The sequence below is a fragment of the Paraburkholderia terricola genome (assembly GCF_003330825.1).
Taxonomy (GTDB): Bacteria; Pseudomonadota; Gammaproteobacteria; order Burkholderiales; family Burkholderiaceae; genus Paraburkholderia; species Paraburkholderia terricola.
Genome location: NZ_CP024941.1, coordinates 1,149,783 through 1,166,701, shown reverse-complemented (window position 1 = coordinate 1,166,701; position 16,919 = coordinate 1,149,783). Strand labels below are relative to the sequence as shown.

Sequence of the window (16,919 nt, the reverse complement as noted above, 5' to 3'; positions counted from 1 at the left end):
GGCCGTCGTCCCGCTACCGCATTACTGCGGTGTCGGCTCGCCTTGCGGCGCACCCGATGCGGGGTCGTTCAGCAACGCCTTGGCCGACAAACGCACGCGGCCCTTTTCGTCCGTCTGGATGACCTTGACCTTCACTTGCTGGCCGTCCTTCAGGTAGTCGTTGATGTCCTTGATACGCTCGTTGGCGATCTCGGAGATGTGCAGCAGACCGTCCTTGCCCGGCAGGATGTTCACGATCGCGCCGAAATCGAGCAGCTTGAGCACAGTGCCTTCGTACACCTGGCCCACTTCGACTTCCAGCGTGATGTTCTCGATACGCTTCTTCGCTTCGGCCATGCCTTCGCTGCTCGTGCTGGCGATGGTGACGACGCCGTCGTCCGAAATGTCGATCGTCGTGCCGGTTTCCTCGGTCAGCGCGCGGATCACCGAACCACCCTTGCCGATCACGTCGCGGATTTTTTCCGGATTGATCTTGATGGTGATCATGCGCGGTGCGAACTCCGACAGTTGCGTGTTCGCGCCCGAGACAGCCGAGGTCATCTTGCCGAGAATGTGCATGCGGCCTTCCTTCGCTTGCGCGAGGGCGACCTGCATGATTTCCTTGGTGATGCCCTGGATCTTGATGTCCATCTGCAGCGCGGTGACGCCTTGCTCGGTACCCGCCACCTTGAAGTCCATGTCACCGAGATGGTCTTCGTCGCCGAGGATGTCGGTCAGCACGGCAAACTTGTTGCCTTCGAGGATCAGACCCATCGCGATGCCCGCGACGTGCGCCTTCATCGGCACGCCGGCGTCCATCAGCGCGAGGCAGCCGCCGCACACCGAAGCCATCGACGAGGAACCGTTCGATTCCGTGATTTCCGACACCACGCGAATCGAGTAGCCGAATTCGTCGGCGCTCGGCAGGCACGCGGCCAGCGCGCGCTTGGCGAGACGGCCGTGACCGATTTCGCGGCGTTTCGGCGAACCGACGCGGCCCGTTTCGCCGGTCGCGAACGGAGGCATGTTGTAGTGAAGCATGAAGCGTTCGCGGTACTCGCCTTCGAGCGCGTCGATGTTCTGCTCGTCGCCCTTCGTGCCGAGCGTCGCGACCACCAGTGCCTGCGTTTCGCCGCGCGTGAACAGGGCCGAACCGTGCGTACGCGGCAGCACGCCGGTACGGATTTCGATCGGGCGCACCGTGCGCGTGTCGCGGCCGTCGATACGCGGCTCGCCGTTCAGGATCTGCGTACGGACGATCTTCGCTTCGATGTCGAACAGCACGTTGCCGACGCTCGCCTTGTCGGCTACCACGATGCCGCTTGCCGAGGCTTCTTCTTCCAGCCGGGCCGACGTCGCCGCGTAGATTTCCTTCAGCTTGGCCGAACGGGCCTGTTTGTCGCGGATCTGATAAGCGGCGAGCAGATCGGCTTGCGCCAGTTCCGTCACGCGTGCGATCAGCGGTTCGTTCTTTGCCGCCGGTTGCCAATCCCATTCCGGCTTGCCGCCTTCACGGACCAGGTCATGAATCGCGTCGATCGCGATCTGCATTTGCTCATGGCCGAACACCACGGCGCCGAGCATCACTTCTTCGGTCAGCTGCTGCGCTTCCGACTCCACCATCAGCACCGCGCGTTCCGTACCGGCGACGATCAGGTCGAGCGCCGATTCCTTCATTTGCGGACGCGTCGGATTCAACACGTATTCGTTGTTGATGTAGGCCACGCGTGCCGCGCCGACCGGGCCGTTGAACGGCAGACCGGAGACGGCGAGCGCCGCCGACGCGCCGATCAGCGCGGGGATGTCGGCGGGAATTTCGGGGTTCAGCGACAGGACGTGGATCACGACCTGGACTTCGTTGTAGAAGCCTTCCGGGAACAGCGGACGCAGCGGGCGGTCGATCAGGCGCGAAATCAGCGTTTCGCCTTCCGACGGACGGCCTTCGCGGCGGAAGAAGCCGCCCGGGATCTTGCCGGCGGCGTAGGTCTTTTCGAGGTAGTCGACGGTCAGCGGGAAGAAGTCCTGGCCCGGCTTGGCGGTCTTGGCACCGACCACGGTGGCCAGCACGACGGTGTCCTCGACATCGACGATCACCGCACCGCTCGCCTGGCGAGCGATTTCGCCCGTCTCGAGGCGAACGTTATGTTGTCCCCACTTAAACTCTTTGACGATCTTATTGAACATAGTCATTGCTTTTCCTCATCGTTACGCCGCGCGGACCAGAAGCGGCGCGGCAACGCCAGGACCGGCGCCGCATGGGAAGAGTAGTGTTATGCCATTCCAGAGAACCACGCCCTACTTCGAGTACGCGCGCGAACCGCTGGAATGACACAAAGCTCCGCCCTGAAGCCCGGCCATGTTTCTCTTTTGCTGCTTTTTTTACTACTTTTTTCCGCTCCCCGCCGCATGAATCAACACGCTGCCGCGGAAAACGGAGGGCGCGCGTCACATGAAGCGCACCGTGCAAAAACAAAATGCCTGCATCAGTGGAACTGACACAGGCATCTTGCTGAACGACCGGCCGATTACTTACGCAGACCCAGCTTTTCGATCAGTGCGCGGTAACGATCCGCGTCCTTACCTTTCAGGTAGTCGAGCAGCTTGCGACGGCGGCTCACCATGCGCAGCAGACCGCGGCGGCTGTGGTGATCTTTCGCGTGTGCCTTGAAGTGAACGGTCAGTTCGTTGATGCGGGTCGTGAGCAGCGCGACCTGAACTTCGGGGGAGCCGGTGTCGTTAGCTGCGCGTGCGAATTGCGCGACGACTTCGGACTTCTTGCTTGTTTCAACTGCGGACATATCGATTTCCTTGAGAACTAGACAGGCGGTCACGGAAGAAAGGCCGTGCCGTGGGTTACCCGTGTGCATTGAAGCCGCTATCACAACGGGACGCGTATTGTAGCACAGCCCCATCAGGCCGCGAACCCCGCTGTGCCGGGCCGGATCATGAACTTTTCGCCGTTGCCGACGAGGGGTTTCACGGACGTTTCATCCTGCAAACGGTCGGCGGCACGGTGCGCTCGGAGGACAACGCGAGCACCGTGCGGAAGCCATAACCGGACCCTTCGTTATCGAAACGCACCCCCGGCTTGCCGGCCTTGTCCATTTCCATCACGTAAAGGGGCTGGATGAGTTGATGGTCGTCCGCGCGCATCCACGATGGATGGAAGCCGTTGTCGAACCTGATCCCTTCGAGCGCGCGAGCGACGGCCGTCGGGTCGGCACTCCCGGCGCGCTTCATGGCGGCGGCCAGGGTTTCGATCATCGACGCCATGCGCAGCACCGGGTAATCGTCCTGCGCCGCCGGGAAACGGGTTCGAAACGCGGCGTACCAGGCGTCCGAGGCCGCGCCGCCAGCGTTCGGATGCCAGTCGGCGACCGCGATCACGTGCCCGACCCCGGCGTCGCCCAGCGCGGCGGGCGCGCCGAGACTATTGCCGTAGAACGTGTAGAACTTCGTATCGAGCCCCTGCTCCCTCGCCGCCTTGACGAGCAGCGTGAGATCGTTGCCCCAATTGCCCGTGACGACCGCGTCCGCCCCGCTCGCGCGGATCTTGGCGATGTACGGCGCGAAGTCCTTCACGCGTCCGATCGGATGGAATTCGTCGCCGACCACCGCGATGTCCGGACGCTTCACCGCCAGCGTCGAACGCGCGAGGCTGCTCACGTCGTGACCGAAGCTGTAATCCTGGTTCAGCAGATAAACCTTCTTCACCGCCTTGTCGCGCTGGATCACGTCGGCCAGCGCGTCCATGCGCATGCCCGCATGCGCGTCGAAGCGAAAGTGCCAGAAACTGCAATTGGCGTTGGTCAACGCGGGGTCGTCGGCGGAATAATTGAGGAACAGTTCGCGGTTGCCCGGCTCGCGGCTGTTGTGCTTGTCGATCGCGCCGATCAGCGCGGCGGCGACAGCCGAACTGTTGCCTTGCATGACGTAGCCGATGCGGCGGTCGGCGGCCGCGCGCAGTTGCGTGAGCGCCTCTTCGGCGCTGCCCTTGCTGTCGAACACCACCAGTTCGAACGGATGCGCGCCGTCGGCGAGCGTCACGCCGCCACGCGCGTTCACCTGTTCGACGCCGTATCGCAGGTTGCGCTCCACCGCGGCGCCCGCGTTCGCGAACGGGCCGGACATGCCTTCGATCAGCGCCAACTGGATCGGCGCCCCCGTGGCCTTGCTCGCCGGGTTGCCCACCGGCTTGCCTGCCGGATTGACCGCGGTTTCGCCCGCTGCATAAGCCGCGGCAGCCACCATCATCGCCGCCAGCGTTGCTGCCGCCCGTTGCCACTTCGCCATCGTGATTGCCCCGCTCGAAAACGTCGAAGCGCGGATCATAGGGCGGGCAAGATGGAATAAGCAAGCCGGCGAATCCGTTATCGTGCCTACCCGCCGGCGGCGAATGACGTGCCGGTCTTTCGCCGCGGCGCGTGTCAAAATAATGCGTCTCGATGATAAAAACCGCCACTAACACGCCATCGGAGGAATCCATGTTCAACCGCCACCACTTCACGGCGGACTCGATCGGAGCGACGGCCGCCGCACGCGTGCGCCGCGCGGCGCTCGTCTGCCTGAGCGCGCTGGCGCTCGCGGGCTGCGCGCAGCCGTGGCAGCAATTTCAGCAAGGAGCGGACGCATCGACCATCGTCGCCCGTCTCGGTCCGCCGCGCGAGAGCTACGACTTGCCGAACGGCGGCAAACGGCTCATGTGGCCCACGCAGCCGATGGGCGAAACCACCACCGCCGCCGACATCGACGCCACGGGCAAGATCGTCAGCGTGCGCCAGGTGCTGCAGCCCAACGAGTTCTATCGCGCGGAAATCGGCAAGTGGACCAAGAGCGACGTGCTGGTGAACTTCGGCCGCCCGGTCGAAACCGCCTACTTCCCGCTCATGAAGCGCGAGGTCTGGACCTACCGCTATCTGGAAGACAATGTCTGGTACATGATGTACAGCTTTTATTTCGACGACCAGGGCATCGTGCGGCTCACGCAGAAAACGCCGGATCCGTTGCACGATCCTAATCGCCGCAATCTTTTTTGAACCTGCGTTTCAAGCCACTTTGACGCGCTGCGCATCTTTGTGCGAATGCCGCCTCCCCAGGCGGCATTTTTTTATTCGCCGCGCATCGCAACGAATTTTTTTCGCGCACAGAGGATTATTTTTTTGATAGAAAGGCTTTCGTAAGCATTGAATCGGTGGCAGTCCAGTCCCGGCATTGCCCGGGCGCAACCGCGGACTCGCCCTCGAATCGATGCGCCCCACTTACGGAGCCGCTAACCGATGAACCGTCCCAAACGCCTGCTGGTCGCCAACGTCGCATGGGCGCATGAAACCGCCGCGCGCAACCCTCAGTTTTTCCGTGATCTGGTGCAAGGCCAGAATCCGCACGTGCTGTGGATCGGCTGCTCGGACAGCCGCGTGCCCGCCGAAACCATCACCCACTGCGAACCGGGCGACCTGTTCGTCCACCGCAACATCGCCAATCTCTTCGATCCCGACGACGACAACTCCGGAAGCGTCCTCGAATACGCCGTGCGCGTCCTCAAGGTCGGCCACGTGATCGTCTGCGGACACTACGGATGCGGCGGCGTGCGCGCCTCGCTGCTGCCGCCGGAGCCGAGCCTGCCGCATGTGAACCGGCGCATCGCGCCGCTGTGCGCGCTCGCGAGGACGCATCGCGAGGAACTGGATGCGCACCCCAGCGAGCGCGAGCGTGTCGACCGCCTCGCGGAACTGAACGTGCTCGAACAGGTACGCCAGTTGCGCGCGAGCCCGATCGTGCAGCAAGCCGACCCCGCGCCGCTCGTGCACGGCTGGATCTTCGCGCTGGAGGACGGCCGCATCAAGGTGCTCACATCCGGCTACGAAGCCGACGATGCGATGACCTGCACGACAGCCGCGCATAGCGCCGCGTAATCCGCGGAGTTCACCGCCTTTTCCGCACCGGTGCCGCCCCCGATCCAAGGGGCGCGCCGGGCTCTACCCCATTACCGCACGGACACCATGAACCTTCGAGCTTTCTTCTCTACGTTTCAGCGCGACCTGCTTGCGGGCATCGTCGTATTTTTCGTGGCGCTGCCGCTGTGCCTCGGCATCGCCAATGCGTCGGGCGTCGAGCCGTTCGCCGGGCTCGTATCGGGCATCGTCGGCGGGCTGGTGGTCGCCGTACTGAGCGGCTCGCGCCTGAGCGTGAGCGGACCGGCTGCGGGCCTCGTCGTGATCGTCGTCGACGGCATCGCGCAGCTCGGCAGCTTCCCCGCTTTCCTCGCCGCGGTGCTGCTCTCCGGCATGATCCAGTTCGGCTTCGGCATGCTCAAGGCCGGCCGGTTTGCCGCGTATGTGCCGTCGCCGGTCATCAAGGGCATGCTCGCGGCGATCGGCATATTGCTGATCATCAAGCAGTTTCCGCTTGCGCTCGGCCTCTTCGGCACCTCCGCTGCTGCCGGCTCCCCAGCGGCGGCAGCGGTGGCCCCCGGCACGATGATGACGCCGTTCGGCACGATCTCGCTCGCGGCGTGCTTCATCACGTTGCTGTCGCTGGCGATTCTGGTCGGCTGGGAAACGCGTGCAATGCGCCGCTTCGCCGTGGTGCGCCTCGTGCCCGCGCCGCTCGCGGTGGTGCTGCTCGGCATCGGCGCGACCTTGCTGCTCGGCCTGCTGGCGCCGTCGCTCGCGCCGCCCGCCGAACATCGCGTCGCGCTGCCGCCGCTGGAATCGTTCGCCGCATTGCAGGTCGCGCTCGAATGGGCGGACTTCGGCCCGCATTTCGCGCAACTCGTCAATCCCGATGTTTGGCGTGTCGCCATCACGTTGGCGATCGTCGCGAGTCTCGAAACCCTGTTGAGCCTCGAAGCCGTCGAACAGATCGATCCCGAGCGACAGCCGGCCGCGCCGGATCGCGAACTGAAGGCGCAAGGCGTGGGCAATCTGATCGCCGGCGCAATCGGCGGCTTGCCGATCACCGCGGTGATCGTGCGCAGTTCGGCCAACGTGTATGCGGGTGCGCAAAGCCGGCTTTCGGCGATCATCCACGGTGTGTTGCTGCTCGTCAGCGTGTTTGCGCTCACCAGCGTCATCAACCTGATTCCGCTGGCCTGCCTCGCGGCGATCCTGATTTTCACGGGACTGAAGCTCGCCAAGCCGTCGCTGTTCGTCGCCATCGCGAAGCAAGGCTTTGCGCCGTTCGTGCCGTTCATCGTGACGCTGGCCGGCGTGCTCATGACCGATCTGCTGATCGGTATCGTGCTCGGCGTGCTGTGCAGCGTGCTGCTCGCGCTGTATGCGAATCTGCGCAGCCCGATCGTGCTCGCGCAGCACGGCGATCACTATTTGCTGACCTTCCGCAAGGACGTGTCGTTTCTCGCCAAGGTGCCGCTCAAGCACTATCTGCAGCAGATTCCCGATGGCGCAACCCTGATCGTCGACGCGACGCGCGCTGACTTCGTCGATCACGATGTGCGCGAGTTGCTCGACACGTTCGCTGAAGAAGCGCCGCCGCGCGGAATCGCCGTGGAAGTGCGGCATCAGGTGCGGACGCAGGCACGCGCGGCGCGCGGGTGGTCGATGCGGCGAGCAGCGACGGAGTAACGCGCGCGCGACGTCCGCCTTCAAGTGAAAAAGCCCCGCGCCTGTTTGACGGCGCGGGGCTTTGTCCGACCTTGTCTAATACGGATCGGAAACCACGCGATCCACACGCGGCGCTCAGATCACTCCGAGCGTTGCGGATTCAGTTTATCCACGTTCGAATACAGCTTGTTGAGCGCCGAGATATACGCCTTCGCCGAAGCCGCGACGATATCCGGATCCGTACCCACGCCGTTGACGATGCGTCCGCTCTTCGACAGGCGCACGGTCACTTCGCCTTGCGCCTGCGTGCCGGTGGTGATCGCGTTCACCGAGTACAGCAGCAACTCGGAACCGCTGCCCACTTCCGTTTCGATCGCATTGAGCGTGGCGTCCACCGGACCGTTGCCGCGCGCCTCGCCGGTGACTTCCTTGCCTTCCACCGAAAAGACGATCTTCGCGTGCGGCTGCTCACCGGTTTCCGAATGCTGCGACAGCGACAGGAACTTGTAGTGCTCCTTCTCCTGCGCTTCGGCGGACTCTTCGGTCACGATCGCGATGATGTCCTCGTCGAAGATTTCCGACTTGCGGTCGGCCAGTTCCTTGAAACGCGCGAACGCCGTGTTCAATTCGCCTTCGCTGTCGAGCGCGATGCCCAGTTCCTGCAAGCGCTGCTTGAACGCATTGCGGCCCGACAGCTTGCCGAGCACGATCTTGTTCGCGCTCCAGCCCACGTCTTCGGCACGCATGATTTCGTACGTGTCGCGCGCCTTCAGCACGCCGTCCTGATGGATGCCCGATGCATGCGCGAACGCATTCGCTCCGACCACGGCCTTGTTCGGCTGCACGACGAAACCCGTGATCTGCGACACCAGCTTCGAGGCCGGCACGATCTGCGTCGTATCGAGACCGAGTTCGAGGCCGAAGTAATCCTTGCGCGTTTTCACCGCCATCACGATTTCCTCGAGCGACGTGTTGCCCGCGCGCTCGCCGAGACCGTTGATCGTGCATTCCACCTGACGCGCGCCGCCGATCTTCACGCCGGCCAGCGAGTTCGCCACCGCCATGCCGAGGTCGTTATGGCAATGCACCGAGAACACAGCCTTATGCGAGTTCGGAATGCGTTCGCGCAGCGTCTTGACGAGCTGGCCGTAGAGTTCCGGCACGCCATAACCGACTGTATCCGCGATGTTGATGGTGGTCGCGCCTTCGGCGATCACCGCTTCGAGCACCCGGCACAGGAAGTCCATGTCGGAGCGGCTGCCGTCTTCCGGCGAGAACTCGACGTCGTCCGTGAACTTGCGGGCGAAACGCACCGCCAGCTTCGCCTGTTCGAACACCTGGTCCGGCGTCATGCGCAGCTTCTTTTCCATGTGCAGAGGCGACGTTGCGATGAACGTGTGGATGCGGAAACGATCCGCGGGCTTGAGCGCGTCGGCGGCGCGCTGAATGTCCTTGTCGTTCGCCCGTGCGAGCGAACAGATCGTGCTGTCCTTGATGAGGCCGGCGATCGTGTGAATCGAATCGAAGTCGCCGTTCGAACTGGCCGCGAAGCCCGCTTCGATCACGTCCACTTTCATCCGTTCCAGTTGCTTCGCGATCCGGATTTTTTCTTCCTTCGTCATCGACGCGCCGGGCGATTGTTCGCCGTCGCGCAAGGTCGTGTCGAATATGATCAGTTTGTCGGACATCTCTGGGCTCCTCGGGAGTCGTTCAATTGTGGGAATGGAAGAGTGGAATCTGGCGTTTGCGCCACCGCTGGCGACGCTTGTATCGCGGACGAGGCGGACGGAAGGCGAAAAACGATCAGCGTGAAAAACGCACCGGCTTTAGCACGCCTCGCCGGGGTTCGCCGCCGCCGTTCGGTGCGGTTGGCATTGCAGGACTCGCGTTTCGATCGAGCGGGGAGCGTGAACGCATCATCCAACGACTATAGCGGCATTCCAACCACCGTGCAATTGGCGTCATACCCGCGTCCAGACGGCGCTGGAGGCGGACTCGGAGGCACGCTCGAACCAACGAAAACGGCGGCTGGAAGGCCGCCGTTGTTTCATCTGCCGATCAGCTTGCCGACACGCGCAAGACCGCGCGCGCCGACCTGACCTCTCCTAATCCCCCGTTACCGAGCGGGCGGGATTCCCTCTGCCGCGCAGCGCCTGATAGCCCCAAAACACATAGCCCGACAGACCGTACAGCACGAACAGGCCGAACAGCATCAGCGGCGGGTCGGACGACACCAGCACGAACGCGACCACCACCAGCAGGATCACGCCGAACGGCACGCGATGTCGCACGTCGAGCGCCTTGCCGCTGTAGAACGGCGCGTTCGACACCATCGTCACGCCGGCATAAATGGTGAGCACGAACGCCACCCACGGCAGCCACACGAGCTTGAGCGGCACGCGGTTATCGGTGGCGAGCCACACGAAACCGGCGATCAACGCCGCCGCCGCCGGGCTCGGCATGCCCTGGAAGAAACGCTTGTCGACCACGCCGATGTTCGTGTTGAAGCGCGCGAGACGCAGCGCCGCGCCCGCGCAATAAACGAACGCCGCGAGCCAGCCCCAGCGGCCCAGATCCTTCAGCACCCACTCGTACATCACGAGCGCGGGCGCGACGCCGAACGACACCATGTCCGACAGGCTGTCGAACTGCTCGCCAAAGGCGCTTTGCGTATGCGTCATGCGGGCAACGCGCCCGTCCATGCCGTCGAGCACCATCGCCACGAAGATCGCGATGGCCGCGACTTCGAAGCGCACGTTCATTGCCTGCACCACGGCAAAGAAACCGCAGAAAAGCGCCGCCGTGGTAAACGCGTTCGGCAGCAGATAAATGCCGCGCTTTCTCAGGAACTGCTGACGCTGCGCGCGCCGGCTTTCGACCACCGGCGACTCCGCCACGATCGGCTTGTTGCGGCGAAACGGGCGCGGCAGCGGTCCACTGCTGCGCGGGCGACGCGGTTTGAATGCGGCCATTCGGAAACCTCCTGGGTGCCGCTTAGAGTTCAGCGAGAATCGTGGACGACGCCGAAACCTTCTCGCCGATCGACACTCGCGGGCGGCTGCCGACCGGCAGATACACGTCGACACGCGAACCGAAACGGATGAACCCGTACCGTTGACCACGCGTGAGCGGCTCACCCGCCCGTACGTAGCAAAGAATGCGCCGCGCGATCAACCCGGCGATCTGCACCGATGTAACCGTCTGGCCGCCGGCCATTTCGATCACCACCGCATTGCGCTCGTTTTCGACCGACGCCTTATCTACCGCGGCATTCAGATACGCGCCGGGGAAATATTCGACCTTGGAGATCGCGCCGTCCACCGGCGAGCGTTGCGAGTGAACGTTGAAAACGTTCATGAACACGCTGATCTTCAGCGCTTCGCGGTTCGCATAGGGATCGTGCGCGGTTTCCACCGCGACGATGCGGCCGTCCGCCGGGCACAGCACGGCATTCGCCTGGGTGGGGATCGGACGCGCCGGATCGCGGAAGAACTGCACGACGAAGATCAGAATCAGCCAGAAGAGCCACGCAATGCCGAACCCCGCGAACGCGTGAACCAGTAAGGCGACAACGGCCGCGATGGCGATGAACGGCCAGCCTTCTCGCGCGATGATCGGATGAGGGTAATTCATGGATGGCTTCTGTGTTTTTGTAAAACCGTAGGATAGCAAAAGCCGTCCAGGGTTCAGCACCCTTGGACGGCTTTTTGATGTGTCCGGCTTGCGGCGGTGCGCCGCAGCGGACAAAAGCGACAACCGGCTTAGTTCTTCGACTGATCGACCAGCTTGTTCTTCGCGATCCACGGCATCATCGCGCGCAGCTTCGAACCGACCTGCTCGATCTGATGCTCGGCCGTCAGACGGCGGCGCGATTGCAGCGTCGGCGCGCCGGCCTTGTTTTCGAGGATGAAGCTCTTGGCATATTCGCCGGTCTGGATGTCGGTCAGCACGGCCTTCATCGCCTTCTTCGTTTCAGCCGTCACGATACGCGGACCCGTCACGTATTCGCCATATTCGGCGTTGTTCGAGATCGAGTAGTTCATGTTGGCGATGCCGCCTTCGTAGATCAGGTCGACGATCAGCTTCAGTTCGTGCAGGCACTCGAAGTACGCCATTTCCGGCGCATAGCCCGCTTCAACCAGCGTTTCGAAGCCGGCCTTGATCAGGTCGACCGTACCGCCGCACAGCACGGCTTGCTCGCCGAACAGATCGGTTTCCGTTTCTTCGCGGAAATTCGTTTCGATGATGCCGGCACGGCCGCCGCCGTTCGCCGCTGCGTACGACAATGCGATGTCACGTGCCGCGCCCGACTTGTCTTGCGCAACCGCGATCAGGTGGGGCACGCCGCCGCCTTGCGAGTAGGTGCCGCGAACCGTGTGGCCCGGCGCCTTCGGCGCGATCATGATCACGTCGAGGTCGGCACGCGGAATCACTTGACCGTAGTGCACGTTGAAGCCGTGCGCGAAAGCCAGCGCAGCGCCCTGCTTGATGTTGGCGTGCACTTCCTTCGCATAGACTTCGGCGATCTGCTCGTCCGGCAGCAGCATCATGACGACGTCCGCGCCCTTGACGGCTTCCGCCACTTCCTTCACTTGCAGGCCGGCGTTCTCCGCCTTGCTCCACGATGCGCCGCCCTTGCGCAGACCGACCGTCACCTTGACGCCGCTTTCGCTCAGGTTCAGCGCGTGCGCATGGCCTTGCGAGCCATAGCCGATGATGGTGACTTGCTTGCCCTTGATGAGGGAGAGGTCGGCGTCCTTGTCGTAGAAAACTTTCATGTCGGTTCCTTGGCTAGATTCGATGATTCAGTGAAATTCAAATACCGCGAATGTTGTGTTGCTTTGGCCGGGTTCATGCAGGCACGGCCCGGCCTGTGGATCGAGACGGTATGAACGCTCGCGCGTCATACCTTCAGAATGCGCTCGCCGCGGCCAATGCCCGAACTGCCCGTGCGGACCGTTTCGAGAATCGCCGTGGAGTCGAGCCCTTCGATGAAGGCATCGAGCTTGTCGCTCGCGCCCGTCAGTTCGATCGTGTAGGTCTTTTCGGTGACGTCGATAATGCGGCCGCGGAAAATATCCGACATCCGCTTCATCTCCTCACGCTCCTTGCCGACCGCCCTCACCTTGATCAACATCAGCTCGCGCTCGATGTGGGCGCCCTCGGTAAGGTCGACCACTTTCACCACCTCGATCAGGCGGTTCAGATGCTTCGTGATCTGTTCGATCACGTCGTCCGAGCCAATGGAGACGATGGTCATGCGCGACAGCGAATGGTCTTCAGTCGGAGCCACCGTCAAGGTTTCAATGTTGTAGCCGCGTGCCGAGAAGAGACCGACCACGCGTGACAACGCGCCCGGTTCGTTTTCCAGCAGGACGGAAATGATGTGTCTCATGTTTCGCTTCTTCCAGATGTTTTGTCGATGTATGCGAGCCGTTCGCGCCGCTTCGTCCGCGTTTGCCTTTCGTGAAGGCGAGCATGACGAAGCCGGCGTCGGAAACGCTCGTTATAGATCTTCCGAACCCATGAGCATCTCGGTGATGCCCTTGCCGGCCTGAACCATCGGCCAGACGTTTTCGGTCGGATCGGTCTGGAAGTCGAGAAACACCGTGCGATCTTTCAGGCGCAGCGCTTCCTTCAGCGCCGGTTCCACGTCCGCCGTGCGTTCGACACGCATGCCGACGTGGCCGTAAGCCTCGGCGAGCTTGACGAAATCCGGCAGCGCATCCATGTACGAATGCGAGTAGCGCTTGCTGTATTCGATCTGCTGCCACTGGCGCACCATGCCCAGATAGCGGTTGTTCAGCGAAATGATCTTCACAGGCGTCTCGTACTGCTTGCAGGTCGAGAGCTCCTGAATGCACATCTGGATCGAGCCTTCGCCCGTGATGCAGAGCACGTCGTCGTCCGGGTGCGCCATCTTCACGCCCATCGCCGCCGGCAGGCCGAAGCCCATCGTGCCGAGACCACCGGAATTGATCCAGCGGCGCGGCTTGTTGAAGCGATAGAACTGCGCGGCCCACATCTGGTGCTGGCCGACGTCGGAACACACGAAGGCATTGCCGTCGGTCAGCTCCCAAGCCTTTTCCACCACGTACTGCGGCTTGATGATGTCGCTCTTGCGGTCGAACTTCAGGCAGTCTTTTGCGCGCCAGGCTTCGATGTCCTTCCACCAGTCGGCGAGCGCCGCGGTGTCGGGGCCGTGCTCGGCCGTTTGCAACTGCTCGATCAGCTCCTTCAGCACTTCCTTCACGTCGCCGACGATCGGAATGTCGACCTTGACGCGCTTGGAGATGGAGGAAGGATCGATGTCGATATGGATGATCTTGCGCGGACGCGACGCGAAGTGCGCCGGGTCGCCGATCACGCGGTCGTCGAAGCGCGCGCCGATCGCGATCAGCACGTCGCAGTGCTGCATCGCCATGTTGGCTTCGTAGGTGCCGTGCATGCCGAGCATGCCGAGGAACTTCTTGTCGCTCGCACGGTAGCCGCCCAAGCCCATCAGCGTGTTCGTGACGGGGTAGCCGAGCAGATCGGCGAACTGGTTCAGCTCACGCGACGCGTCCGCGAGGATGATGCCGCCGCCGGTGTAGATGTACGGGCGCTTCGCCGACAGCAGCAAGGCGACCGCCTTGCGGATCTGGCCGGAGTGGCCCTTCGTGACCGGATTGTAGGAACGCAGCGACACGCTCTTGAGCGGCTCGTACTGGCAAGGCGTTTTCGACACGTCTTTCGGAATGTCGATCAGCACCGGGCCGGGCCGGCCGGTACGGGCAATGAAGAAAGCTTTCTTGACGGTGGCCGCGAGATCGCGCACGTCCTTCACGAGGAAGTTGTGCTTCACGCAGGGACGCGTGATGCCAACCGTATCGCACTCCTGGAACGCGTCCTGGCCGATCGCCCCAGTCGGCACCTGGCCGCTGATCACGACCATCGGGATCGAATCCATGTAGGCGGTGGCGATGCCGGTCACCGCATTGGTGACGCCGGGGCCGGAGGTCACGAGGCACACACCGACCTTGCCGGTGGAACGCGCATAAGCGTCGGCGGCGTGAACCGCGGCCTGCTCGTGACGCACGAGAACATGCTGGAACTTGTCCTGCTTGTAGAGCTCGTCGTAAATGTAGAGTACCGAGCCGCCGGGATAGCCCCAGATGAATTCGACGTCTTCGTCGGCCAGTGCCTTCATGAGCACGGTGGCGCCGATAGAGTCGGCTTCGGGATGGGGGGTCGTATCCGACGTGGAGAATTCCGCGCTGGGCATATTCATTTATTCACCTTTCGAATTTTCGGCAAAAAATTGATCGGGTGCTCTCTGCCGGGCTTGTGGCTCGGGTTCAAGCGGCGCGTCCAGTTGACAGGCGAGCTTCTTGGGCCACACCTCAATTGAGACAAGTCACTTATGTTGCGAACCAGCGAAGATATCTGCTGACGCCCGCGCGGTCAAGCAAATATTGCCGCAGCGTCCTGTCCCCAGTCCCGATATTGACCGGCGCGCTGTTATAGAGATGCAAGGTCGATCACGTTTCGCCCCGGCCGGCGCAAAAATTTGTTAGCATCCGCGAGTTTTACGACATTTTTCGACCGATTACGCGCACGCTCGCTGCGCCGACCCCCAACGGATGGCATCAGACAAGGAACTCGCCGATTTTCTGGCGGGCGTCGAAAGGCGCGCATTCAAGCAGACGGTCTACGCCGTGCGGGACGACGACGCCTCGCTCGATATCGTGCAAGACGCGATGATCAAGCTCGCCGAAAAATACGGCGACCGCCCGGCCGCCGAATTGCCGCTTCTGTTTCAGCGTATTCTGCAGAATGCGATGCACGACTATTTCCGTCGTGCCAAAGTGCGCAATACTTGGGTTAGTCTGTTTTCCTCGCTCGGCAACGCCGACGACGACGAATTCGACCCGCTCGAAACCTTCGAGGCCCAGCAAGGTTCGGCGGGCGCCGAGAGCAACGAACAGAAACTCGAACGCGAACAGGTCTTGCAGTCGATCGACGACGAGATCCAAAAGTTACCGGCACGTCAACGGGAGGCGTTTCTCATGCGTTATTGGGAAGATATGGATGTCGCCGAGACTGCCGCCGCGATGGGCTGCTCCGAAGGCAGTGTGAAAACGCACTGCTCGCGGGCCACCCACACGCTGGCGCAAGCGCTCAAGGCCAAAGGAATCACGCTATGAGCTCCCTCGAAACCAAAGAACTCGAGTTCGCCCGCCAGGTGCGCCGCGCGCTCGACGAAAACGCCGCCCGCATTCCGTCCGCCACCGTCGATCGACTCGCCGCGGCGCGCCATGCCGCGCTCGCCCGCAAGAAGCCCGAAACCGTGAGCGCGCCGGTGCTCGTGCCCGCGTTCGCCGGCGCGGGCATGCCGCAGCTCGACACCCCGCAGCGCCGCCGTTCGCCGCTGCGCCGCTTCGCGCTCGCGTGGCCGCTCGCCGCGCTGGTGGCGAGTCTCATCGGCATCGCCTACTGGGAAGACCAGCAGCGCACCGCCGAGCTCGCCGATATCGATGCCGCCATGCTTAGCGACGACCTGCCGCTCAATGCCTATCTCGACCACGGCTTCAACGCGTACCTTTCACGCGCCCACTGAGCGGGAGATTTTTCGGGTGAGTTACAAGCGCGGCCTGGCCGTTGTTTTCGGATGCGCGATCGCGGCCCTGGTGTCGTTTGCCGCGACGTATCCGCGCTTTTACCCGGCCCCGTCGACCGCGAGCGCGCCTGCCGCCGCCGGCGGCAACGCCACCGCCAAGACTCGCGCGCCCACGCTCGCCGTCGAATTGCCCAGCCTGCCGGGCAGCAATAGCCCGATGGCGTGGACGCGCCTCAGTTCCGCCGAACATATCGCACTGGCGCCGTTCGAGTCCCAATGGGATTCCTTCAGCGACGAACGCAAGCGCAAATGGCTCAAGATCGCGTCGCGTTACCCAAAAATGTCGCCGGAAGCGCAAAAACGCCTGCATGAGCGCATGGCCGAATGGGTCCGCATGACGCCCGATCAGCGGCGCGTCGCTCGCGAGAATTACCAGGTGTCGAAGGAATTGCCGCGCGAAGCTCGTCAGAACGCGTGGAAGACCTATCAGGAACTGTCCGAGGACCAGAAGGCCCGCCTCGCCGCCAGCGAGCGCAGGCGCCGGCCCAGCGTGGTCAGCGCGCCGCCTTCGGGCAAGAGCGAGATCAAGGGGCTCGACCGGCTCGTGATCGCCCGCGAGCACGGCGCGAGCGGCGCGGCGGCAGCGAGCGCCGCGGCCGCCGCGTCGTTGCCGAGTCCCACCCTCACGCCGGCGATTCCGGCCGCGGGCAGTTTCGTGCCCGCCACGCCGCTGCCGGTTTCGCCGGCCGAAGCGCCGTCGATCTTCAACGGCTCCTGAG

15 protein-coding genes are annotated in these 16,919 nt (G+C 63.1%); 6 read left to right on the top strand and 9 right to left on the bottom strand.

Annotation, left to right across the window (positions count from 1 at the left end; genetic code table 11):
- Nucleotides 1-21: 21 nt before the first annotated feature.
- The 3 genes from pnp to CUJ90_RS05180 form a co-directional block, all read right to left on the bottom strand.
- Complete coding sequence (gene pnp, locus CUJ90_RS05190) at nt 22-2,169, bottom strand: polyribonucleotide nucleotidyltransferase (protein WP_176035767.1); 2,148 nt, start codon at nt 2,167-2,169, stop codon at nt 22-24.
- A 335-nt stretch (nt 2,170-2,504) separates the two neighbouring features.
- Nucleotides 2,505-2,777: a 30S ribosomal protein S15 gene (gene rpsO / locus CUJ90_RS05185; protein ID WP_073429571.1), complete on the bottom strand. Its 273-nt coding sequence runs from the start codon at nt 2,775-2,777 to the stop codon at nt 2,505-2,507.
- Nucleotides 2,778-2,955: 178 nt separating this feature from the next.
- Nucleotides 2,956-4,272, bottom strand: a complete 1,317-nt coding sequence (locus tag CUJ90_RS05180) for a branched-chain amino acid ABC transporter substrate-binding protein (protein WP_073429595.1) — start codon at nt 4,270-4,272, stop codon at nt 2,956-2,958.
- Nucleotides 4,273-4,463: 191 nt separating this feature from the next.
- Here CUJ90_RS05180 and CUJ90_RS05175 point away from each other — a divergent pair, with 191 nt between their 5' ends.
- The 3 genes from CUJ90_RS05175 (at nt 4,464) to CUJ90_RS05165 (ending at nt 7,562) form a co-directional block, all read left to right on the top strand.
- A complete protein-coding gene (locus CUJ90_RS05175; protein WP_073429570.1) occupies nt 4,464-5,015 on the top strand; it encodes a hypothetical protein in 552 nt (183 codons plus the stop codon).
- A 240-nt stretch (nt 5,016-5,255) separates the two neighbouring features.
- Complete coding sequence (locus tag CUJ90_RS05170; protein ID WP_073429569.1) at nt 5,256-5,891, top strand: carbonic anhydrase; 636 nt, start codon at nt 5,256-5,258, stop codon at nt 5,889-5,891.
- Between the two features lie 87 nt (nt 5,892-5,978).
- Nucleotides 5,979-7,562, top strand: coding sequence for a SulP family inorganic anion transporter (locus CUJ90_RS05165; RefSeq protein ID WP_073429568.1), 1,584 nt, complete (start codon nt 5,979-5,981; stop codon nt 7,560-7,562).
- Nucleotides 7,563-7,681: 119 nt separating this feature from the next.
- Here CUJ90_RS05165 and CUJ90_RS05160 read toward each other — a convergent pair whose 3' ends face one another.
- From CUJ90_RS05160 to CUJ90_RS05135, 6 genes are all read right to left on the bottom strand, one after another.
- Nucleotides 7,682-9,229 (bottom strand): 2-isopropylmalate synthase, encoded by a 1,548-nt coding sequence (locus tag CUJ90_RS05160; RefSeq protein WP_083085180.1) that lies wholly within the window; start codon nt 9,227-9,229, stop codon nt 7,682-7,684.
- A gap of 417 nt (nt 9,230-9,646) precedes the next feature.
- Nucleotides 9,647-10,513, bottom strand: coding sequence for a CDP-diacylglycerol--serine O-phosphatidyltransferase (gene pssA / locus CUJ90_RS05155; protein WP_073429566.1), 867 nt, complete (start codon nt 10,511-10,513; stop codon nt 9,647-9,649).
- A 22-nt stretch (nt 10,514-10,535) separates the two neighbouring features.
- The gene (locus CUJ90_RS05150; RefSeq protein ID WP_073429565.1) at nt 10,536-11,174 is read right to left on the bottom strand and encodes a phosphatidylserine decarboxylase; all 639 of its coding nucleotides are present in this window, start codon (nt 11,172-11,174) and stop codon (nt 10,536-10,538) included.
- Between the two features lie 128 nt (nt 11,175-11,302).
- Nucleotides 11,303-12,319, bottom strand: coding sequence for a ketol-acid reductoisomerase (gene ilvC / locus CUJ90_RS05145; protein WP_073429564.1), 1,017 nt, complete (start codon nt 12,317-12,319; stop codon nt 11,303-11,305).
- Between the two features lie 125 nt (nt 12,320-12,444).
- The gene (gene ilvN, locus CUJ90_RS05140; protein WP_073429563.1) at nt 12,445-12,936 is read right to left on the bottom strand and encodes an acetolactate synthase small subunit; all 492 of its coding nucleotides are present in this window, start codon (nt 12,934-12,936) and stop codon (nt 12,445-12,447) included.
- A 111-nt stretch (nt 12,937-13,047) separates the two neighbouring features.
- The gene (locus CUJ90_RS05135; protein ID WP_114162135.1) at nt 13,048-14,811 is read right to left on the bottom strand and encodes an acetolactate synthase 3 catalytic subunit; all 1,764 of its coding nucleotides are present in this window, start codon (nt 14,809-14,811) and stop codon (nt 13,048-13,050) included.
- A gap of 352 nt (nt 14,812-15,163) precedes the next feature.
- Here CUJ90_RS05135 and CUJ90_RS05130 point away from each other — a divergent pair, with 352 nt between their 5' ends.
- Genes CUJ90_RS05130 through CUJ90_RS05120 form a run of 3 tightly spaced genes read left to right on the top strand, consistent with a single transcriptional unit; the run spans nt 15,164 to nt 16,918 of the window.
- A complete protein-coding gene (locus CUJ90_RS05130) occupies nt 15,164-15,727 on the top strand; it encodes an RNA polymerase sigma factor (protein ID WP_073429561.1) in 564 nt (187 codons plus the stop codon).
- The gene (locus CUJ90_RS05125) at nt 15,724-16,140 is read left to right on the top strand and encodes a DUF3619 family protein (RefSeq protein WP_073429560.1); all 417 of its coding nucleotides are present in this window, start codon (nt 15,724-15,726) and stop codon (nt 16,138-16,140) included. Before CUJ90_RS05130 ends, CUJ90_RS05125 begins: the two co-directional genes overlap by 4 nt.
- 16 nt (nt 16,141-16,156) lie before the next feature.
- Nucleotides 16,157-16,918: a DUF3106 domain-containing protein gene (locus CUJ90_RS05120; RefSeq protein ID WP_073429559.1), complete on the top strand. Its 762-nt coding sequence runs from the start codon at nt 16,157-16,159 to the stop codon at nt 16,916-16,918.
- Nucleotide 16,919 lies beyond the last annotated feature (1 nt).